Source organism: Piscinibacterium candidicorallinum (assembly GCF_047549485.1).
Classification (GTDB): domain Bacteria; phylum Pseudomonadota; class Gammaproteobacteria; order Burkholderiales; family Burkholderiaceae_C; genus Piscinibacterium; species Piscinibacterium candidicorallinum.
Map to the genome: position 1 here is coordinate 1698753 of NZ_CP180191.1, position 20047 is coordinate 1718799.

The following is a 20047-nucleotide window of genomic DNA, read 5'->3' on the forward strand; positions in this document are numbered from 1 at the left end:
CATCGCCACGGAATCATCACCATGACCCAACGCACCACCTACCACGGCCTGCAAGTGGCCACGTCCCTGGCCAAGTTCATCGAAGACCGCGTGCTGCCGGGCACTGGCATCACGGCCAATGCCTTCTGGAAGGGCTTCGATGCGCTGGTGCACGATCTCGCACCCAGGAACGCCGCCCTGCTGGCCGAGCGTGACCGCCTCCAGAGCGAGATGGATGCCTGGCACCGCAAGCACCCCGGCCCGATCAAGAACATGAAGGCCTACAAGGCCTTCCTGGGCGAGATCGGCTACCTCAAGCCCGTGCCCAAGAAGGTCAAGGTCACCACGGCGAATGTGGATGCCGAACTCGCCCTGCAGGCTGGCCCGCAGCTGGTGGTGCCCATCCTGAACGCCCGCTATGCGCTCAATGCCGCCAACGCCCGCTGGGGTTCGCTCTATGACGCGCTGTACGGCACGGACGCCATCAGCGAGGAGGGCGGAGCCACCCGTGCCGGTGCCTACAACGCCGTGCGCGGCGCCAAGGTCATCGAATACTGCCGCTACGTGCTGGACCGCACCGCGCCGCTCAAGAGCGGCTCGCACATCGACTCCACCGGCTACGCAGTCAAGGACGGCGCGCTCATCGTCACCCTCAAGAACGGCAAGACCACGACCCTGAAGACCGCCAAGCAGTTCATCGGCTATCAGGGCGACGCCAATGCGCCCAGCGGTGTGCTGCTCAAGCACAACGGGCTCCATCTGGACATTCGCATCGATCGCAACACCGCGATCGGCAAGGACGATCCCGCCGGCGTGTGCGACCTCGTGGTCGAAAGCGCCCTGTCCACCATCCTGGATCTGGAAGACTCCGTGGCCGCGGTGGACGCCGAGGACAAGCTGCTGGCCTATGCCAACTGGCTGGGCATCCTGCAGGGCACGCTGACGGAGGAAGTCGCCAAGGGCGGCAAGACCTTCACGCGCCGCATGAATCCGGACCGCGCCTACACCGGTGCCGATGGCAAGCCCGTCAGCCTGCACGGCAGAAGCCTCCTGTTCGTGCGCAACGTGGGTCACCTGATGACCAACCCGGCCATTCTCTACGGTGATGGCAAGGAGATCCCGGAAGGCATCATGGACGCCGTGATCACCACCACGATCGCGCTGCATGACCTGAAAGGCAAGAACGCCAACGGCATCCGCAACAGCCGCACAGGCAGCGTCTACATCGTCAAGCCCAAGATGCACGGCCCGGACGAAGTGGCCTTCGCCGCCGAGCTCTTCAGCCGCGTGGAAAAGATGCTGGGCCTGCCCGACAGCACCGTGAAGCTGGGCATCATGGACGAGGAGCGCCGCACCAGCGTCAATCTCAAGGCCTGCCTGGCTGCGGCCGCCAGCCGCGTGGCTTTCATCAACACTGGCTTCCTGGACCGCACCGGTGACGAGATGCATACCTCCATGCTCGCCGGCCCCATGCTGCGCAAGGGCGACATGAAGACGAGCAGCTGGATCGCCGCCTATGAGCGCAACAACGTGCTCACGGGCCTGGCCTGCGGCCTGCGTGGCCGCGCCCAGATCGGCAAGGGCATGTGGGCCATGCCGGACCTGATGGCCGCCATGCTGCAGCAGAAGTTGGGCCACCCGAAGGCCGGCGCCAACACCGCCTGGGTACCCAGCCCCACCGCTGCCACCCTGCACGCCATGCACTACCACCAGGTGGACGTGTTCGCCGTGCAGAAGGAGATCGAGAAGACACTCGACACCGTGGATCACGACGCGCTCCTGAACGACCTGCTGACCATCCCCGTGGTGGCCAAGCCCAAATGGGGCGACGCCGAGAAGCAGGCCGAGCTGGACAACAACGTGCAGGGCATCCTGGGCTATGTGGTGCGCTGGGTGGACCAGGGCGTGGGCTGCTCCAAGGTGCCGGATATCAACGGCGTGGGCCTGATGGAAGACCGCGCCACGCTGCGTATCTCCAGCCAGCACATCGCCAACTGGCTTGCGCATGGCATCGTGACCGAAAAGCAGGTCAAGGACACCTTCCGCCGCATGGCCAAGGTGGTGGACGGCCAGAACGCCGGTGACCCGCTCTACAAGCCCATGGCCGGCGCCTTTGAGAAGAGCGCGGCCTACCAGGCCGCGCTGGACCTCGTCTTCAAGGGCAAGGAGCAGCCCAGCGGCTACACCGAGCCGCTGCTGCACGCCTGGCGCCTGAAGGTGAAATCCGCAGGCTGACCAGCGGCCGGGCACGGCCCGAGCGATAAGCTTGCGCCGTGCCCCAGACCGACTACCAGCCGGACCGCCTTACCGCCGGCAGCTACCTGACTGACCCCGCGCACTACGACGCCGCTCATGCGGACGTGGTGAGCGATCTGCCCTTCTGGCTGCGCATGGCCGGAGGTGCGGCCCCGTCGGCGGGGCAGGGCGCGCGCATTCTGGAGCTGGCCTGCGGCACCGGCCGCGTGGCCCTGCATCTGGCCAAGGCGGGCTTTGCCGTCAGCGGTGTGGATTTGTCGAGCGCCTTCATCGAGGCGGCACGCCGCAAGGCGGCTGCGCAGGCGCTGGACGCACGCTTCGCGGTCGGCGACATGCGCGACCCGTCGCTCGCAGACACCCTGCTGGAGGGCCAGCGCTTCGATCGCGTGTTCATCGCGTTCAACAGCCTGGGCCTGATGCTCAATGCCGCGGACCTGAATGCCGCCGTCGCCGCAGCGGCCGCCTGCCTTGCACCGGGCGGCGAACTGGTCATCGACACCTATCCGCCCGACATGGTGCGCGACGCGCCCATGGCCGTGGCCCACCCGGCGATCTTCCCCACCGGCAAGCCCGGCGTGGTCTGGCGCTGGGCCTATGCGCATCCGGAGACCGGCCTGCCGGTGGCCGTCGACCATCGCCACCGCTTCGATGCCGCCACGCGCCTGCTGCGCCACGCCTTCATCATCCACCACGGCGTACCGGCGGCACCGATCCCTGCCCACCTCACCGTGCGCCTGCACAGCGACGCCGAGTTGCAGGCCGCCTTCGACGCCGCCGGCCTGCAGGTGACGCAGCGCATGGGCGATCACCGCGGCGGGCCGATGCGACCTGGGTCGCGGCACAACATCTGGGTCGCTCGCCGCGAGCCGAAGCGCGCCTGATCTGCGGCCCGGTCGCCACGCCGGGCAGACACGCGCCGGCGACCGGCCTATGCTGCGCGCACAAAAATTCTCGGAGGGATGGACATGAAGCGAGGCATCGCAGCCTGGGCGTTGCTGTTGGTATGTGTGTTGGCGGCTGCCGTGATCGGCCTGCTGGCGCCGCTGGAGGCCGGAAAGGCGTCCCGCGAAGCGGCGCAATTGCTCCCGGCCGATGCCGCCTGGCGCGCCGCGCTGCCGGCTGACCCGGAAGCCGCCACCGCGGCCTACCTGGCGCGCATTCCAGCCGCCGCTCAGCAGCGGGTGAATGCCTATGTGGACGGCGAGAACGCCCTGCAATTCTGGGGCTGGCTGGCCGGTCTGGCCGTGGCCGGGGTGCTGCTGTTCACCGGCTGGTCCGCCCGCCTGCGCGATGCGATCGAGGCGCGGGTGCGCGCCAGCGGGCTGCGAACAGCCCTCTACGGCGCGTTGTATGTGTTGATCACAAGCCTGCTGCTCGCGCCGCTGGCCGTGTATTCCGGCTTCTTTCGTGAGCACGCGTTCGGCATGTCCAATCAGACCCTGGCCGCCTGGGTGACCGACCAGGCCGTCGGGCTGGCCGTGTCTGCCGTGCTGGGGGCGCTGGCCATTCTGGTGCTCTATGCCGTGATCCGCCGCGCGCCGCGCAGCTGGTGGGCCTGGGGCGCGGGCGTGGCCACGGTGTTCGGCGCGCTGCTGCTGCTGATCGCGCCGGCCGTGATCGACCCGCTGTTCAACACCTACAAGCCCCTGGCGGCCGGGGAGGTGCGCGACAGCATCCTGTCCATGGCGCGGGCCAACGGCGTGCCTGCCAATGACGTCCTTGAGTTCGATGCCTCGCGCCAGACGCACCGCATCAGTGCCAACGTCAGCGGCATCTTCGGCAGCGCCGCCATCCGCCTGAACGACAACCTGCTCAAGCGCACCAGCCTGCCGGAGATCCGCGCCGTCACCGGGCATGAGATGGGGCATTACGTGCTCAATCACATCTACAAGGCCCTGATCATCATGGGGGTGCTGTTTGTGGCCGTAGGCCTGGCGGTGCATCACATCAGCAGCTGGCTGCTGGCGCGCTACGGCAGCCGCTGGGGCCTGCGCGGTCTGACGGATGTGGCCAGCCTGCCCCTGCTCGCGGCAGTGTTCTCCACGGTCATGCTCTTTGCCACGCCGGTCACCAACAACCTGACCATGAGCCAGGAGATCGAGGCCGACATCTTCGGCATCAATGTGGCGCGCGAGCCCGACGGCTTTGCCGAGGTGGCGCTCAAGCTGTCCGAATATCGGAAGGTCAAGCCGGCTGCGTGGGAAGCCTTCATCTTCAACACCCATCCCTCGGCCTACGACCGCGTGCTGATGGCGATGCGCTGGAAGGCGGAAAACCGCGCTGTGCTCAGTCCGACGCCTGCCACTGCACCGTCCGCAGCCTCCAGCGAATAGCGCGGCGCGCCCGGCTTGAATGCAGTGACCCCGCGTGATGACACAGCGCTGGCCCAGGCCTGCGCCACACTCGCGCGCCGCCTCGGGTTGGGCGAGACCGCACCGGAAGTCATTGGCCGCTTTTCCAACCGGGCCCTGTGGCTTTCGCCGCAGCCGGTCGTGGCGCGGGTGCCGACCGGCACCACTGCCGTGCGCAACGCCAACGCTTTCGCTGCGCGCGAGTGCGCACTGGTGCAGCACCTGGCGCAGCAGGGTGCGCCGGTGATTGGGCCGCTGGATGGCGAGCGGGCGGGGCCGCACCAGGAAGGCGGCTGGACCATCAGCCTCTGGCAGCGCGCCCGCGTGTTGCCCGCTGCGCCAGACCCCGTCGAAAGCGCCGGCGCGCTGGCCGCCTGTCACGCTGCGCTGCGTGCCGTACCGCCGCCCTTGCAGGCCCGGTTTGCTCGTTGGCAGCCATTCGACGAGGTCGACCGACTGCTCGCCCACGCAGCGGTGCAGGCTCGTCTGAGCACCGAGGACCGCGCCCTGCTGGCTGCGCAATCCGCTGCGCTGCGCGCGCAACTGGAGGCGAACACTGCGCCGCTTCAACTGATTCATGGCGACGCACACCTGAACAACGCGCTGCATACGGCGCAGGGCATGCGCTGGCACGACTGGGAAGACGCCTTTCTCGGCCCGGTCGAATGGGATCTGGCCTGTGTGGTCTCCGGCGCGCGGGTCCTGGGTAGCCACGCGGCCTGGAGCGAAGCCGTGCTCGCCGCCTACCCGGCGCCCTGGGATGCCGAACGGCTCCATCTCTGCATCCACGCCCGCACGCTCTTCACCGTGGCGTGGATGGCCGTGCTGTCTGGCGACGACGCGGAAAAGCTCGCACGGCTGCAGGGGCGCCTGCGCTGGCTGCATGAGCAGCCGGCTGCTTGACGGCGCGGCTGCACCGGCGAAGGCACTTCCGTTCAGCGCAGGGGCCGTTTCCGCAGGTCTGATGCGGGTTTCCAAGGCATGTGCCTGAAAGCGCGCTTGCAGCAAGGACCTTGAGGCCGATGCCGTGCGAAGCCGCACCAGACAAGCGGAAGCAGGCAGGGGCCTGTGCAGGTTCGTGCCCGGTGCGGCGCGAGGCTGGGCGGTCCCTGCTCGATACCTCCCGCGGAAACCCACGGTTACCTGCCGATTGGCCGTACGCGGTCGCAGCGCACCGTGGCGTTGATACGCTCTGCGCCTCCATGGAGGGACACCGAGCGATGCACACCCCAGCCCAGCACCCCACGCTGCTCCCGCGCGCGATGCGCCAAGCTTGGCTGATCGCCTGCGCCCTTGGCGCAGCGCTGTTCGTTCAGGCCGCGGCGGGCCAGGCGCCCGAGCCGGTAGCGCAGTCTGCCCCGGTGGCCGTACCGCAGACCGGCCCGCGCTTTGCCTTTGACCCGCCCGAGGAGTTCGTGCCCGGTGATCGCGTGAGCCTGCGCATCCAGGGGCTCGCGCCGGGCAGCCGCGTGCATGTCACGGCGCAGCGGCCGCGGGAAGAGGGCGGGGCGGTGGTGCTGTTCGAGAGCCAGGCGCTGTTCACAGCCAGCCCGCGCGGCGAGGTGAATCTGGCCACGGACGCCCCGGTGAATGGCAGCTACGAAGACGCGGATCTGCGCGGGCTGTTCTGGTCCATGCGGCCGACCAAGACCGCACGGCCCGCCGGCTGGCTGGCCAGCGAGGTGCGCTTCACCGCGCGGCAGGACAGCGCGGCCGGCGCGGTGATCACCGAAGGCAAGCTGCGCGTGACCCTGCAGCGCCCGGGCGTGACCGTGGAGCGCGTCGTGCCCTTCGAAGGCGCCGTGCTTGCGCGGCCGGCCGAGGACGCTCAAAACGGCGCAACCGGTGCCGCCACCCCATTGCCCCGTAAGCGCCCGGCGCTCATCCTGCTGGGTGGCAGCGAGGGCGGCAGCCGTATCACGGCAGACGCGCCGCTCTGGGCCTCGCACGGCTATGTGGCCCTGGCTCTGCCGTACTACTCGCCGCCGAGCTGGGGGCCGACGGTGGGCGCAGATGGCAAGCCGATCATCGGGCCGGACGGCAAGCCCGCGATGGGCCCTCAGCCGGCCGAGCTGCCCAGCCTGCCGCCCAGCTTTGTGGACATCCCGATCGACCGCCTGCAGACCGCGCGCGACTGGCTGGCGCAGCAGCCGGGCGTGGATGCAGATCGCATCGGCATCATGGGCACCAGCAAGGGCGCGGAATTCGTGCTGCTGGCGGCCACGCGCATGCCCTGGGTGCGCGCAGTGGTCGCGGTGGTGCCTACGGACGTGGTCTGGGAGGGCTGGGGGCCGGATGCGCCCGTGCCCGGCCAGCGCAGCAGCTTCTCCTGGCAGGGCAAGCCGCTGCCCTTTGTGCCCTACAAGGGCATGAACGAGGAGTTTGCCGGCTTTGCCACCGGCGCCGAGGTGCGCCTGCGCCGCCCGCAGGACGCCGGCCGCGAGGCCCATCCGGACCGTGTGGCCGCGGCGCGCATTCCGGTGGAAAACTATGCGGGGCCGCTATTGCTGATCGGCGGCATGGACGATCAGGTCTGGGCCTCCGGCCCCATGGCGCGCAACATTGCCGATGCACGGCGCCGCGCCAATCTGCCGGTGGTCAGTCTGGTGTACGAGGGCGGCGGCCATGCCCTGGGCGGCCACGGCTGGAGCCCGACCACGACGTACAACGCCACGCCCTACAAGATCGGCGGCACCCCGGCGGCGGAGGCGCGCTCGCAGGCCGATGCCTTTGCCAAGACCATCCAGTTCCTGCGCAGCAGTCTGGGGCAGTAGGGCCGCAGTCACGTGGGCATCCGGGGACGTGCGGGAGCCCGAACAGTTCAATCAGATTGCCAATGGCAATTAAATTCAGGGTGAACAGATCGCACACGCGGCAGCGGAACGCTGCCCCCGTACACGGAGGATGCCGTGGTCACTCGCAACGCCCCTGAAGCTTCCGATACGCAAGCGCCATCGGCAGACCCGCCCGCCAGCCCACTGGCCGAGCGCGCCGCCCGCCTGCGCGCCTTCAACCGCTTCTACACCCACCGCATTGGCGCCACCCGTCAGGACTATCAGGACAGCCCCTACACCCTGGCGGAGATGCGCATCCTGTACGAGCTGGCGCATCGGGACGGTGCCACGCTCTCCAGCCTCTCGCACGAACTCGGACTGGACGCCGGCTACCTCTCCCGCACCCTCAAGCGCTTCACCCAGCAGGGCCTGGTGGCCAAGTGGCAGAGCAAGGCGGATCACCGGCAGATGCTGCTCACGCTCACCAAGGCCGGGCGCGAAGCGTTTGCGCCCTTTGATGTGCGCAGCCAGCAGCAGGCCGAAAGCCTGCTCGCCGCGCTGCCCGAGGCCGGCCAGACCGAACTGATCGCCCATCTGGCGCAGGCCGAGGCCTTGCTCACCGGCAGCCGGACCGACGTGGAGCTGCGCACCCATCGCCCCGGCGACATGGGTTGGGTGATCGAGGCCCACGCCCGCCTGTACGCGCAGGAGTACGGCTTCAACGGCGAGTTCGAGCTCATGGTGGCTGAGATCTGCGCCCACTTCCTCAAGCACTTCGACCCCGAGCGGGAACGCTGCTGGATCGTGGAACGCGCCGGTCAGCGCCTGGGCTGCGCCTTCGTAGTGCAAAAGAGCAAGGCCGTGGCGCAGCTGCGCTGCGTGCTTCTGGAGCCCGCCGCCCGCGGCCTGGGCCTGGGCAGGCGCCTGGTGAACGAAGCCATCGGCTTCGCGCGCGACTGCGGCTACCGCGAGATGGTGCTCCAGACCAACGACTGCCTGCATGCCGCCCGCGCGCTGTACGAGCAGGCCGGCTTCACGCTGAAGAGCGAGGAGCAGCACGAGCGCTTCGGCGTGAAACTGGTGGGGCAGGAGTGGGTACTGAACTTGGACGGCCGGAAGTGATTTAAACCAGAATGATAAAGCGCCGTTTTCCGCTTGTTGGAAGACCGTCTTGACCAGATCATGGTCATAAAAGAATAGATCCGAAAATAACCTAAACCAGCACTGGAGCGCGTCTCCGGGCAGCCCTGCTACCACTGAAACGAAGCAGTTGCGACCGCCGGGGCCCCCGAAAGCGTGACAAAAGTCACAGACGGCACCCCCGTCGCCCCGCACAATGCGCGCCGCGCTGCCCGCATGGGCGGCGCACCCACCCCAGCGGCCTTGCCGCGCCTCGCCCGAACCTCACTGAACTGCCATGCTCCGCTTCGACATCCCCCGCGTCTGGTCCAACGTCATCCGTTGGGAGGCCTTCATCACCTTCGCCCTGTGCTGGGTGGCGCTGTTCGTCACGCCCTGGGTACTGGCCGTTCTTGTGGCGCAGGGCTTTGTACGCGGCTTCTTCGGCCACCACCGCTGCCCCTCGCACTGGCTCTGGAAGCGCGTGTTCACCGCGCAGGGCTGGGCCGGCAAGCAGGAGGACGCAGGCGCCAAGATGTTTGCCAACAAGATCCTGTTCATCGCCAGCAGCGTGGCCTTCACGCTGTTCCTTGCTGGCAGCAGCCTCTGGAAGGTGCCCACCAGCCTGCTGATCGGCTTCTCCTTCCTCGAATGGGCGCTGTCCTTCTGCGCGGCCTGCTGGGTGTACGGCGCCTGGTACCGGCGCTTTCCGCCGGCGGCTTGATCGGCCTGCCGCAGTAGCGGTGCCGAGCGCGACGTGCTCTGCGCCTAGCGCGCCGGCCGCGCCACCAAGGCCACCCCTGCGCAGGTGATCGCCATGCCCAGCACGCTCAAGCCCGACGGCAGCAGGCCGAACAGCGCCCACTCCGCCAGCACCGCCACCACGGGCGTCAGGTAGATCATGCTGGTGGCGCGCGTGGCCTGGCCGCGGCGCATCAGGATGTAGAGCGCATTCACCGCCAGGATGGATGCGCCGATCACCAGGAACACGATCGCGCCCACCAGAGGCCAGCTCCAGCGCACCGCAAAGCCCTCAAAGTGCAAGGCCAGGGGCGCGAGCACGATCAGCGAGGCCGCGAACTGGATCATGCTGCTGGCGCGCAGATCCACCTGCGGCGCGAAACGCTTCTGGTACAGCGCGCCGAGCGTGATCCCCAGCAGACCCACACTGGCGGCGGCCAAGGCCGGCAGGCTCATGGTGCGGGCATCGAGCTTGTGCCAGACCACCAGCACCACGCCAGCCAGGCCCAGCACCACGCCGATCCACTGATCGCGCCGCAGCTGCTCGTGCATGAAGCCCTTGGCGATCAATGCCGTGAGCAGCGGCTGCGTGGCCAGCAGCAGGGCGGTAATCCCCGCGGATAGGCCGAAGTACTGCGAGTAATGGCTGCCGCCCAGATTGACGGCATGCACGCCGAGCCCGGCTACCGCCACATGCAGCCAGGCCATGGGCGTGGTCGGCCAGACGATGCTGCGCCAGCCGCCAGCCTGCGGCCGGGGCCTGTACACCACCCACGCCATCCAGAGCGCCACGCAGGCCATGCCGAACACGTAGCGCAGCGAGAGAAACGTGAACGGCGCCGTGTACTGCAGGGCGATCTTGGTGGCCAGAAAGCCGGCGCCCCAGACCAGCACGAAGTACCAGACCAGCAGGGCCGACGGCAGGCCAGCGGACGGCGGGGGGCTGGGAGCGGTGCTCGGTGTGGCGGAAGGCTGGGTCAAAGCGAGCAAATCAAGGCGAGCAGATCAAGGCCGGTGGGCGAGTTGCAGGGCAGGGTGGCGCGGGGCGTCGATCTGGTGCGCACCGCTCAAGCGATGCTGATTCTGCACGTACGCACGCGCACACAGAAGCGGACTGCCTGTTGTTCGGACACGGTTGCGGGGGCAGGGGACGGTGAGGCCCGGATGAGTGCAAACCGCCCGGACCTGCGGCCAGCGGTCTTGGCCCCGGCCCCAAGACCCCAGCACGGCGTACGCAGACACGTCGGGAAACCTGCGTTCGCGCGGTTCACGGGATGTTTCACTTTCGGCAATAAACGAACAACCGTGGCCGCCTAGGATCGGTTCGGGCGAACACGAACATGAGCGCAGGCACTGGGGTCCTTTGGTGCGCGCAGCGCCCCGGCGGTGCGGCCGAACGCTGGCGAAAGCCGGCAGCCAGTCATGCACCGACCGAAAACAACCGGAGGAACACCCATGACGATCCGCAGACCGCCCGCCGCCATTGCCGTGGCACTGGCACTGGCCGCCATCGGCCAGCAGGCTCACGGCCAGAGCATGAGCAACCCGCCCCCGCCCGACTGGTACATCCTGCCCAACATCAGCGTGCTCGATCCCGACAGCAAATGGGCGGCCGACAAGACCGGCTACGGCGGCGGTCTGAAGGCCGGCTTTCCGCTGTCGCCCAATCTGGATCTGCAGTTCGGCGCGAACTATGCCCGCAGCAAGGACGGCAACGACAAGTACAACCAGACCCTGTTCGGTGCGGACGTGCTCTACCTGTTTGGCCAGAACCGGCTGCGCCCCTTCGTGCTGGGTGGCATCGGTGCGGAGCGCGACAAGCTCAGCCTTGCGCCCGGCGCGGCGCTGCCCGCCGGCTTCAGCCGCAGCAAGACCAGCCCCTACGTCAACGCCGGACTGGGTGTGCAGTACCGCTTCACGGACAATCTCGGCCTGCAGGCTGACATTCGCCGTGTTGAAGGCTTCATCCGCGAGAACAGCACCTTCGGTTTCCGCCGCAGCGGCAACAACTACTTCAATCTGGCGCTGATGTATGCCTTTGGTGGCCCGCCGCCTGCGCCGGCCCCGGTCGCGCGCGTGGCCCCGCCGCCGCCACCGCCCGTGATGGCGCCGCCGCCTCCGCCGCCGCCCGTGGCACCGCCACCCCCGCCACCCCCGCCGCCGCCCGCGCCGCCGGTGGTGGAGAAGATCACGATGTCGGCCACAGAACTGTTCGGCTTTGACTCTGCTGTCCTCAAGGCCGGCCAGCCGCGGCTGGACGACTTTGCCCGCACGCTGGCGGCCAACCCCACCGTGACCAACGTGCTGATCACCGGCCACACGGACCGGCTGGGCAGCGCGGCGCACAACCGCAAGCTCTCGCAACAGCGCGCCGACGCCGTGAAGGCCTATCTGGTCAAGCAGGGCGTGGCCGCCAACCGCCTGCGCGCCGAAGGCCGCGGATCCGCCGATCCGGTGACCCGAGGCTGCAACCAGAAGAACCGGCAGCAGCTCATCACCTGCCTCGCACCCGATCGCCGCGTGGAGATCGAGCAGGTGACCGTCGAGCGGCGTCGCTGAGCGCGGGATTTCACGGGTCACTGACCCGTGCCGCGCGAAGAGGCCGGGCCTGCCAGCCCGGCCCCCGTTACGACCTGTGCGATGTTCTGACCTGATTTTGGGCGCCAGTAGTGCGGCTGAGCGAGGGATTTCACGGGTCACTGACCCGTGCCGCGCGAAGAGGCCGAGCCTGCCAGCCCGGCCCCCGTTACCGTCGTGGCATTGTTCTGACTCGTGGTGTCCGGGCGAGCGATCACGCCCGCCCGGCACGATAGAAGCGCATGCAAAAAGCCCCGCAAAGGACCATCGCCTTTAGCGGGGCTTTTCCAAGTGTCTGCCGGCGTGAGATGCACAGCAAAAATCGAAGCGAAAAACAGCCCGAGATCCGCACACCACAAGCGGAAAGTGGCTAATTCACTTCTTCAATCAAACGTTGAAAACTGGTATCAAGAAGCACCAAAAATCAACATCCAATTGAAAATGGTGGGATTGAAGTCGGCAGCGCTTCAACGCGAGTTCTGCTTGAGCAGGCGCTGCTTCTCGCGGTTCCAGTCCTTTTCCTTGGCTGCATCGCGCTTGTCGTGCAGCTGCTTGCCCTTGGCCAGGCCGATTTCCAGCTTGATGCGCCCGGCCTTGAAGTGCATGTCCAGCGGCACCAGTGTGTAGCCGGCGCGCTCCACCTTGCCGATGAGCTTGCGGATCTCCTCAGCGCGCAGCAACAGCTTGCGTGTGCGCGTGGGCTCCGGCTTCACGTGGGTGGAGGTGGTCTTCAGCGGGCTGATGTTCGAATTCAGCAGGTAGAGCTCCGCGTCGCGCACGATCACGTAGCCCTCCTTGATGTTGACCTGCCCGGCGCGGATGGCCTTGACCTCCCAGCCTTCCAGGACGATGCCGGCCTCGTACTTCTCTTCGATGAAGTACTCGTGCCCGGCCTTGCGGTTGTTGATGATGCTCACGGTGCGGTCTCTACAATCCTGCGCCATTCTATTTACTGCATCAGTTGGGTCTCGTGCCTCAGGTTTCCAAGTCTGTTCTTCTGCCGTATTCGCCCGCCCAGATGTATGCCCTGGTCGAAGGCATCGAGTCCTATCCCGAATTCCTGCCCTGGTGCGCCGCGAGCCGTGTGCATCGCCGCACCGAGACCGAGACCGAGGCGACCATCGAACTCGCCTTCAAGGGTGTGCGTCAGGCCTTCACCACCATCAATGCCAATCAGGCGCCCGGCGAGATCCGCCTCGCGCTGAAGGACGGCCCCTTCAGCCGTCTGCAGGGGCAGTGGCGCTTCATCGCCTTGGGCGATGCCGGCTGCAAGGTCAGCTTCGAACTGCAGTACGACTTTTCCTCGCGCGCCGTGGCAGCGCTGATCGGCTCGGCCTTCGAGAAGATCACCGCAACGCTGCTGGACGCATTCGTGAGCCGCGCCGACGCGGTGTACGGCAGCGCGGCATGAAGGCGCTCGCATGATCCGCGTCGAGATCGCTGTGCTGGACGCAGGCGTCGTCAGCTGCCGCAGCATCGATTTGCCCGCGGGCAGCACCGTGCAGCAGGCGCTGGCAGCGGCAGGTGTCGATGCGCAGGGCAGGGGGCTTGCGGTATTCGGCCACGCGGTCGCGGCGGGACGGACGCTGCGCAGCGGCGAGCGCCTCGAGGTGCTGGGCCCGCTCACCGCAGACCCCAAGCTCGCACGCATGCAACGGGTGCAGCGCAGCCGCGAGGCACAGCAGGCCAAGCGCGATGCGGCGCGGCGCGTGACGCAGCGAAGCTGAAGCGGGCAGACCCAACAGCACCAACAAAAAAGAAGGGCAGCCGCGTGGCTGCCCTTCGTGCGATCAGCGCCGGATCAGTTGCAGGTCTTGGCCACGGCGTCACGCAGTTGTGCCGCGCGGGCGGCGCGTTGGGCATCGTCCAGGAACACGCGCTCGCCCTTGGCGTCCGTCGTGGCGACGCGCTGGCCGCTCTCGAGATTGCGCAATGCTTCACGGTTCTGGTTGCAGGCTTGCGCCTTGCGATCGGCGTCAGCCTTGGTCTTGGCGGCTTTTTCCTCGGCTTCGCGAGCGTCCTTCTGGCGCTTCTGGAAGGCTTCCTCGGGAGTCAGCGGCTTTTCTGCAGGCTTGGCGTCCTTGGCAGCGGTCGGCGCCGCGGCCTTGCCATCCTTGGCAGCGGCTGCCTTGGCGTCGGGCGCAGGCGGTGTGGCGCTTGTGCCGTCGGTATAGACCACGCCGCGGCTGGTGCTGCCGCGCTGGGCTGATGCGGGTGCTGCGGCAGGCGCAGGCGATGCTGAGGCTGCGTTTGCAGACGGTGTGCTGTTCCGCGGGCCGCTCATGTCCGGGCGGGGCATGTCAGCGCGCGGCGCCTGCGGCTTGTTGGTGGTGAACCCGGGGCCCTTGATGATGTCGGAGTCCTTCGTGCCCGGCGGCGGCGGCTGGTCAGAAAACACCATCCGGCCTTGGGCGTCGCGGTATTGCCACTGGGCATGGGCCGCGGCGGTGCCGAGCGCGAGGCTCAGGGCAAGCGTGGCGCGCGCGATGTGGGCAAGCGAAATGGGCAACGGCATGGTTCTGGCTCCGGAGAATCCCTTGAGTGTATGCCTCTGATGCAAGTTATGCACGCGCGTATAATCGATTTTTGCGTCTGGAGGTAAACCCATGCGGCTCACCAAGAAGGCACTGACCTTCGATGATGTGCTTCTAACGCCGGCGTTCTCGGCCGTTCTTCCCAAAGACACCTCGCTCGCCACGCGCATCTCGCGCAACATCTCCCTGAACATCCCGCTCGTGTCTGCAGCCATGGACACGGTGACCGAAGCGCGTCTCGCCATCGCGCTGGCTCAGGAAGGTGGCATCGGCATCATCCACAAGAACCTCACGGCCGAACAGCAGGCCCGTGAAGTGGCCAAGGTGAAGCGCTTCGAAGCCGGCGTGCTTCGTGATCCGATCACCGTCACTCCCGACATGCGCATCCGCGACGTGCTGGATCTGATCCGCACGCACGGCTTCTCCGGCTTTCCGGTACTGCAGGGCAAGCAGGTGGTGGGCATCATCACCAACCGCGACCTGCGCTTCGAAGAGAACCTCGAGGCGAAGGTGGCCGAGAAGATGACGCCCAAGGAGCGTCTGGTCACCGTCAAGGAAGGTGCGACGCTCGAGGAAGCCAAGCGCCTGCTCAACAAGCACCGTCTGGAGCGTGTGCTGGTTGTGAACGAGGCCTTCGAACTGCGCGGCCTGATCACCGTCAAGGACATCCAGAAGGCCACCGAACACCCGCTGGCCGCCAAGGATGAGCACGGCAAGCTGCGCGCCGGCGCGGCGGTGGGCGTTGGCCCCGGCACCGAGGAACGTGTTGAGGCTCTGGCCCGCGCCGGAGTGGATGTGATCGTGGTCGACACCGCCCATGGCCACAGCCAGGGCGTGCTGGATCGCGTGCGCTGGGTGAAGAAGAACTTCCCGGGCGTGGATGTGGTCGGCGGCAACATCGCCACCGCGGCGGCTGCGCGTGCGCTGGTCGAGGCCGGTGCAGATGCGGTCAAGGTCGGCATCGGTCCTGGTTCGATCTGCACCACGCGCATCGTCGCCGGTGTGGGCGTGCCGCAGATCACCGCGATTTCAGACGTTGCTGAGGCATTGGCAGGCACCGGTGTGCCGCTGATCGCCGATGGCGGCATCCGTTACTCCGGCGACATCGCCAAGGCGCTGGCTGCCGGCGCGCACTGCGTGATGATGGGTGGCATGTTTGCCGGTACCGAAGAGGCACCCGGCGAAACCATCCTGTACCAGGGCCGCACCTACAAGAGCTACCGCGGCATGGGCAGCCTCGGCGCCATGCAGCAGGGTTCGGCGGACCGCTACTTCCAGGACAACGCAGGCAACAACCCCAACACGGCCAAGCTGGTGCCCGAAGGCATCGAAGGCCAGGTGCCTTACAAGGGCTCGGTGGTCGCGATCATCTTCCAGATGGCCGGCGGCATCCGTGCGTCCATGCATTACTGCGGCTGCGCCACGATCGAAGACATGCGAACGAAGGCGGAGTTTGTGGAGATCACCTCGGCCGGCATGCGCGAAAGCCATGTCCACGATGTGCAGATCACCAAGGAAGCGCCCAACTATCGGGTCGAGTAAGTACGAGCGATTCGGCGACCTGCGGGTCGCCGAGTTGTTTTGAGCGGAGCCTCTTGTGAAGACCAAGCTCGAAATCGCCAAGAACTGGTTGCCGCGCTACACCGGCATGCCGCTGGAGCGCTTCGGCCGTCAGATCCTGATCACGAACTTCGCCGACTACGTGCGCCGCTTTGCCGAGCGCTTTGACTGCGAGATCTACGGCGAGGGCCGGCCCATGCAGGCCGCAACCAACAGCCAGGGTCTGACCATCGTGAACTATGGGATTGGCAGCGCCAACGCCGCCACGATCATGGATCTGCTGATCGCAGCCAAGCCGCACGGCGTGCTTTTTTTGGGCAAGTGCGGCGGGTTGAAGCATTCCACGGATATCGGCCACTTCGTGCTGCCCATGGCTGCGATTCGCGGCGAGGGCACGAGCAACGACTACTTCCCGCCGGAAGTCCCGGCCATGCCGAGCTTCAAGCTGCACAAGTTCGTCAGCGACAAGATCGTCGCGCGCGACCTGGAGTACCGCACCGGCGTGGTCTACACCACCAACCGCCGACTCTGGGAGCATGACAAGGCGTTTCTCAAACGCCTGAAGGCCCTGCGCGCGCTGGCCATCGACATGGAGACCGCCACCGTTTTCATGGTCGGGCACTACAACCAGATCGCGCGCGGCGCGCTGCTGCTCGTGAGCGACGTCCCGACCACGCCCGAGGGTGTCAAGACCGAAGCCTCCGACAAGAAAGTCTCCCAGAAGTGGGTCAACACCCATCTGGACATCGGTATCGAGGCCATGACCGAAATCGGCAAGCGCGGCGAAAAGATCAAGCACTTCACCTACTGAGTTCTCATGCAACACGAAAAGATCCTGATCCTCGATTTCGGCAGCCAGGTCACGCAGCTGATTGCCCGTCGCGTGCGCGAGGCGCATGTGTACTGCGAGATCCACCCCTGCGACGTGTCCGACGACTTCGTACGCAGCTTCGGCGCCAAGGGCATCATCCTGTCGGGCAGCCACGCGAGCGTCTATGAAGAGAGCACGGATCGCGCGCCTGGCGCAGTGTTCGAGCTGGGTGTGCCCGTGCTCGGCATCTGCTACGGCATGCAGACCATGGCGCAGCAGCTAGGAGGCAAGGTCGAGGGTGGCCACAAGCGCGAGTTCGGCTACGCCGAGGTCAGGGCGCACGGCCATACGCGTCTGCTGGACGGCATCGAGGACCTTCGGACCCCCGAAGGTCACGGCATGCTCAAGGTCTGGATGAGCCACGGCGACAAGGTCACTGAGTTGCCTGCGGGCTTCAAGCTCATGGCTTCCACGCCGAGCTGCCCGATTGCCGGCATGGCCGATGAGACGCGCCGCTTCTACGCCGTGCAGTTCCACCCCGAGGTCACTCATACGCTTCAGGGCGACAAGCTGCTGCGCCGCTTCGTGCTCGACATCTGCGGTACGCAGCCGGACTGGGTCATGAAGGACCATATCGCGGAGGCCGTGGAAGCGATCCGCGCCCAGGTGGGCAACGAGGAAGTGATCCTCGGATTGAGCGGCGGTGTGGACTCTAGCGTCGCAGCGGCGCTGATCCACCGTGCCATCGGCGACCAGCTCACCTGCGTGTTCGTGGACCACGGACTGCTGCGGCTGGATGAGGGCAAGCAGGTGATGGACATGTTCGTGGGCAAGCTGCACGCCAAGGTGGTTCATGTGGACGCCAGCGAGCAGTTCCTGGGCAAGCTGGCCGGCGTGAGCGACCCCGAAGCCAAGCGCAAGATCATCGGCCGCGAGTTTGTGGAAGTCTTCCAGGCCGAGGCGAAAAAGCTCACCAATGCGAAATGGCTGGCCCAGGGCACCATCTACCCGGATGTGATCGAGTCCGGCGGTGCCAAGAGCAAGAAGGCCGTGACCATCAAGAGTCACCACAACGTCGGCGGATTGCCCGAAACGCTGGGCCTGAAGCTCCTCGAACCCTTGCGCGATCTGTTCAAGGACGAAGTCCGTGAGCTCGGGGTGGCGCTTGGCCTGCCGCCGGAGATGGTCTATCGCCACCCGTTCCCGGGGCCTGGTCTGGGTGTGCGCATTCTGGGCGAGATCAAGCGCGACTATGCGGATCTGCTGCGGCGAGCCGACGCCATCTTCATCGAGGAGCTGCGCAACACCCGTGACGAGAAGACCGGCAAGACTTGGTACGAACTCACCAGCCAGGCGTTTACTGTATTCCTGCCGGTCAAGAGCGTGGGCGTGATGGGTGACGGCCGCACCTATGACTACGTCGTGGCGCTGCGCGCCGTGCAGACCACAGATTTCATGACGGCCGACTGGGCCGAACTGCCCTACAGCCTGCTCAAGCGCGTGTCGGGCCGGATCATCAACGAGGTTCGCGGGATCAATCGCGTGACCTACGACGTCTCATCCAAGCCGCCTGCAACGATCGAGTGGGAGTGACCGATGCGGGCGCTGCTCAGTCTGATCGGTCTGATTGCCGCGGTGCTGCTTGTCGCGATGCTTGCACGCCAGCACATGGGTGCGTCCAAACCAACCCACGTGTCGCCGGCTGCCGGGACCGCAGGCCACCAGGGTGCGCCGAACTCGATCCCGTCTGCTGCGCAAGCCAAGGCCGTTGCGGCTGAAGTGGAGCGCCAGGCCGATCAGGCAAAGGCCCGGCTTGATGCAGCAGAGGCAGCCAGCAAGTGAACGACGGGATCTACCTTCGTCAGGCGCTCGAACAGGCGCACAACGCCTGGGCCGTGGGCGAGGTGCCCGTCGGCGCGGTGATCGTTCACGAGGGCCGCGTGATTGCAACGGGCTTCAATCAGCCGATCTCGAGCAACGATCCCACGGCCCATGCCGAGATTGTCGCCATGCGTGCCGCCGCGGAGGCGCTTGGCAACTATCGGCTGACCGGGTGCACGCTTTACGTGACCCTGGAGCCCTGTGCGATGTGTGCCGCGGCCATGATTCACGCCCGCATTGGACGCGTGGTGTTCGGTGCCCCGGACCCCAAGACGGGCGCTTGTGGCGGCAACATCGACATCACCACGGCCAGCTTCAATCACCAAACCCGATTCGAGGGCGGAGTGCTGGCTGCGGAGTGCGGTCAGGTACTGAGACGATTTTTCGCGGAGCGACGCCAAAAGCCGCCTGCGCAGGCTGTGGCGAGCGTCGAGCCCACCGAGTTCATTGAAGTGCGCGTGGTCGATGACGTCGGGCATGAGCCCGGGGGGCAGACATGAGCCAGAAGATACGGGCCGCGGCAGAAGCCGGGCAGGGCGATGCCAGCGAAGCGCTCGTGCAGCAGCCCTCGATCTACCTGTTTTCGCCAGCCGGGGCAGTGCAGGATCGCACTCGCATCACCAAGGCGGCCAAGACCCTGCGGGCGGCGCACTGTGAAGTAGCCGTCGACTCCGCGGCCGGTGCACGCATGATGCGCTTTGCCGGTTCGGACGAGGAGCGCGCCGCGGCGTTCGCCCGCGCAGCCGTCAGTGGCATGGATGTGGCGCTCGCCACTCGCGGCGGGTACGGGATGCATCGCCTGATGCATCGCCTCGATTTCAAGCGACTGGCCAAGTCGAAAGTCCAATGGGTGGGAATGAGCGACTTCACCGCCTTCAGCCTGGGCATGTTGAGCCAGGGCGGTTGCGCACCGACCTGGAGCGGACCCCTTGCGACTGATCAGTTCGCCGCCGACGAGCGCGACGACGTCACGCTGGAGGCGTTCCTGGAGGCGATGCGCGGGGAGCTTGAGGCGGTGGGTTTCCTCAACACGAGGCCTGCCGCAAAGAGTCTGGATATCAAGGGCACGCTATGGGGCGGCAATCTCTGCGTGCTGACCTCCTTGCTCGGCACGCGCTTCTTCCCAGAGATCAAGGGCGGCATCCTGTTTCTGGAAGACGTCGGCGAGCACCCGTATCGCATCGAACGCATGCTGCTTCAGCTGTTGCATGCGGGGGTGCTGGCGAGTCAGAAGGCCATCGTCCTCGGGCACTTCACACAGTTCAAGCCCGTGCCGAACGATCGCGGCTTCAAGCTCAAGACCGTGATCGACTTCGTGCAAAGTCAGATCAAGGCCCCCATCCTGACCGGCTTGCCGGCGGGCCATGTACCCACTGTGCTCACCCTGCCCATCGGCCGCCGTACTCGGTTGCTGGCCGAGGGACGCGACGCGTTCCTCGTCTGGGAGCACCGCCACTAGGGTGG

Annotated in this window: 19 protein-coding genes; 16 read left to right on the top strand and 3 right to left on the bottom strand. The window is 66.7% G+C overall.

Annotation, left to right across the window (positions count from 1 at the left end):
• Positions 1–21: 21 nt before the first annotated feature.
• From ACMDW7_RS07650 to ACMDW7_RS07680, 7 genes are all read left to right on the top strand, one after another.
• Positions 22–2214, top strand: coding sequence for a malate synthase G (locus ACMDW7_RS07650; protein ID WP_377301821.1), 2193 nt, complete (start codon positions 22–24; stop codon positions 2212–2214).
• 38 nt (positions 2215–2252) lie between these two features.
• Complete coding sequence (locus ACMDW7_RS07655; RefSeq protein ID WP_377301819.1) at positions 2253–3116, top strand: class I SAM-dependent methyltransferase; 864 nt, start codon at positions 2253–2255, stop codon at positions 3114–3116.
• 84 nt (positions 3117–3200) lie between these two features.
• The gene (locus ACMDW7_RS07660) at positions 3201–4568 is read left to right on the top strand and encodes a M48 family metallopeptidase (protein ID WP_377301817.1); all 1368 of its coding nucleotides are present in this window, start codon (positions 3201–3203) and stop codon (positions 4566–4568) included.
• A 24-nt stretch (positions 4569–4592) separates the two neighbouring features.
• Positions 4593–5489 carry a phosphotransferase family protein gene (locus ACMDW7_RS07665; RefSeq protein WP_377302563.1) on the top strand — a complete coding sequence of 299 codons (897 nt, stop codon included), beginning with the start codon at positions 4593–4595 and terminating at the stop codon, positions 5487–5489.
• Between the two features lie 317 nt (positions 5490–5806).
• On the top strand, positions 5807–7360 hold the full coding sequence (locus tag ACMDW7_RS07670; RefSeq protein ID WP_377301815.1) for an acyl-CoA thioester hydrolase/BAAT C-terminal domain-containing protein: 1554 nt from the start codon (positions 5807–5809) through the stop codon (positions 7358–7360).
• A gap of 135 nt (positions 7361–7495) precedes the next feature.
• Positions 7496–8482, top strand: coding sequence for a GNAT family N-acetyltransferase (locus ACMDW7_RS07675; RefSeq protein ID WP_377301813.1), 987 nt, complete (start codon positions 7496–7498; stop codon positions 8480–8482).
• A 295-nt stretch (positions 8483–8777) separates the two neighbouring features.
• Positions 8778–9203: a DUF4395 family protein gene (locus ACMDW7_RS07680; protein WP_377301811.1), complete on the top strand. Its 426-nt coding sequence runs from the start codon at positions 8778–8780 to the stop codon at positions 9201–9203.
• A 44-nt stretch (positions 9204–9247) separates the two neighbouring features.
• On the opposite strand, the gene ACMDW7_RS07685 is transcribed toward ACMDW7_RS07680, so the two are convergent.
• Positions 9248–10201, bottom strand: a complete 954-nt coding sequence (locus ACMDW7_RS07685) for a DMT family transporter (protein ID WP_377301809.1) — start codon at positions 10199–10201, stop codon at positions 9248–9250.
• A gap of 474 nt (positions 10202–10675) precedes the next feature.
• On the opposite strand from ACMDW7_RS07685, the gene ACMDW7_RS07690 reads away from it, so the two are divergent.
• Positions 10676–11779, top strand: coding sequence for an OmpA family protein (locus tag ACMDW7_RS07690; RefSeq protein WP_377301807.1), 1104 nt, complete (start codon positions 10676–10678; stop codon positions 11777–11779).
• 485 nt (positions 11780–12264) lie between these two features.
• Here the strand turns inward: ACMDW7_RS07690 and smpB are convergent, their stop codons facing one another.
• Complete coding sequence (smpB, locus tag ACMDW7_RS07695) at positions 12265–12714, bottom strand: SsrA-binding protein SmpB (RefSeq protein ID WP_377301805.1); 450 nt, start codon at positions 12712–12714, stop codon at positions 12265–12267.
• A gap of 53 nt (positions 12715–12767) precedes the next feature.
• Between smpB and ACMDW7_RS07700 the strand changes: the two genes are divergently transcribed.
• Positions 12768–13208 carry a type II toxin-antitoxin system RatA family toxin gene (locus tag ACMDW7_RS07700; protein WP_377301803.1) on the top strand — a complete coding sequence of 147 codons (441 nt, stop codon included), beginning with the start codon at positions 12768–12770 and terminating at the stop codon, positions 13206–13208.
• 10 nt (positions 13209–13218) lie between these two features.
• Positions 13219–13524: an RnfH family protein gene (locus tag ACMDW7_RS07705; RefSeq protein ID WP_377301801.1), complete on the top strand. Its 306-nt coding sequence runs from the start codon at positions 13219–13221 to the stop codon at positions 13522–13524.
• Between the two features lie 74 nt (positions 13525–13598).
• On the opposite strand, the gene ACMDW7_RS07710 is transcribed toward ACMDW7_RS07705, so the two are convergent.
• Positions 13599–14312 (bottom strand): DUF4124 domain-containing protein, encoded by a 714-nt coding sequence (locus ACMDW7_RS07710; RefSeq protein ID WP_377301799.1) that lies wholly within the window; start codon positions 14310–14312, stop codon positions 13599–13601.
• A 91-nt stretch (positions 14313–14403) separates the two neighbouring features.
• Between ACMDW7_RS07710 and guaB the strand changes: the two genes are divergently transcribed.
• The 6 genes from guaB to ACMDW7_RS07740 are packed head-to-tail and all read left to right on the top strand — an operon-like array spanning position 14404 to position 20042.
• Positions 14404–15873: an IMP dehydrogenase gene (gene guaB, locus ACMDW7_RS07715; protein ID WP_377301797.1), complete on the top strand. Its 1470-nt coding sequence runs from the start codon at positions 14404–14406 to the stop codon at positions 15871–15873.
• 55 nt (positions 15874–15928) lie between these two features.
• Entirely contained in the window at positions 15929–16702 is a 774-nt protein-coding gene (locus ACMDW7_RS07720) for an AMP nucleosidase (RefSeq protein WP_377301795.1), read from the top strand.
• A gap of 6 nt (positions 16703–16708) precedes the next feature.
• Entirely contained in the window at positions 16709–18295 is a 1587-nt protein-coding gene (gene guaA, locus ACMDW7_RS07725) for a glutamine-hydrolyzing GMP synthase (protein WP_377301793.1), read from the top strand.
• Positions 18296–18298: 3 nt separating this feature from the next.
• Positions 18299–18544: a hypothetical protein gene (locus ACMDW7_RS07730; RefSeq protein ID WP_377301791.1), complete on the top strand. Its 246-nt coding sequence runs from the start codon at positions 18299–18301 to the stop codon at positions 18542–18544.
• Positions 18541–19083, top strand: coding sequence for a tRNA adenosine(34) deaminase TadA (gene tadA / locus ACMDW7_RS07735; protein WP_377301790.1), 543 nt, complete (start codon positions 18541–18543; stop codon positions 19081–19083). The genes ACMDW7_RS07730 and tadA overlap by 4 nt, the downstream gene beginning before the upstream one ends.
• Entirely contained in the window at positions 19080–20042 is a 963-nt protein-coding gene (locus tag ACMDW7_RS07740) for an LD-carboxypeptidase (RefSeq protein ID WP_377301788.1), read from the top strand. The genes tadA and ACMDW7_RS07740 overlap by 4 nt, the downstream gene beginning before the upstream one ends.
• The last annotated feature ends 5 nt before the right edge of the window (positions 20043–20047 follow it).

Excerpts from the sequence above, each read along its gene's own strand:
- ACMDW7_RS07710 (WP_377301799.1), bottom strand. The coding sequence starts at position 14,312 with ATGCCGTTGCCCATTTCGCTTGCCCACATCGCGCGCGCCACGCTTGCC.
- ACMDW7_RS07690 (WP_377301807.1), top strand. The coding sequence starts at position 10,676 with ATGACGATCCGCAGACCGCCCGCCGCCATTGCCGTGGCACTGGCACTG.
- ACMDW7_RS07680 (WP_377301811.1), top strand. The coding sequence starts at position 8,778 with ATGCTCCGCTTCGACATCCCCCGCGTCTGGTCCAACGTCATCCGTTGG.
- ACMDW7_RS07705 (WP_377301801.1), top strand. The coding sequence starts at position 13,219 with ATGATCCGCGTCGAGATCGCTGTGCTGGACGCAGGCGTCGTCAGCTGC.
- ACMDW7_RS07670 (WP_377301815.1), top strand. The coding sequence starts at position 5,807 with ATGCACACCCCAGCCCAGCACCCCACGCTGCTCCCGCGCGCGATGCGC.
- guaA (WP_377301793.1), top strand. The coding sequence starts at position 16,709 with ATGCAACACGAAAAGATCCTGATCCTCGATTTCGGCAGCCAGGTCACG.
- ACMDW7_RS07730 (WP_377301791.1), top strand. The coding sequence starts at position 18,299 with ATGCGGGCGCTGCTCAGTCTGATCGGTCTGATTGCCGCGGTGCTGCTT.
- ACMDW7_RS07740 (WP_377301788.1), top strand. The coding sequence starts at position 19,080 with ATGAGCCAGAAGATACGGGCCGCGGCAGAAGCCGGGCAGGGCGATGCC.
- guaB (WP_377301797.1), top strand. The coding sequence starts at position 14,404 with ATGCGGCTCACCAAGAAGGCACTGACCTTCGATGATGTGCTTCTAACG.
- ACMDW7_RS07660 (WP_377301817.1), top strand. The coding sequence starts at position 3,201 with ATGAAGCGAGGCATCGCAGCCTGGGCGTTGCTGTTGGTATGTGTGTTG.
- ACMDW7_RS07650 (WP_377301821.1), top strand. The coding sequence starts at position 22 with ATGACCCAACGCACCACCTACCACGGCCTGCAAGTGGCCACGTCCCTG.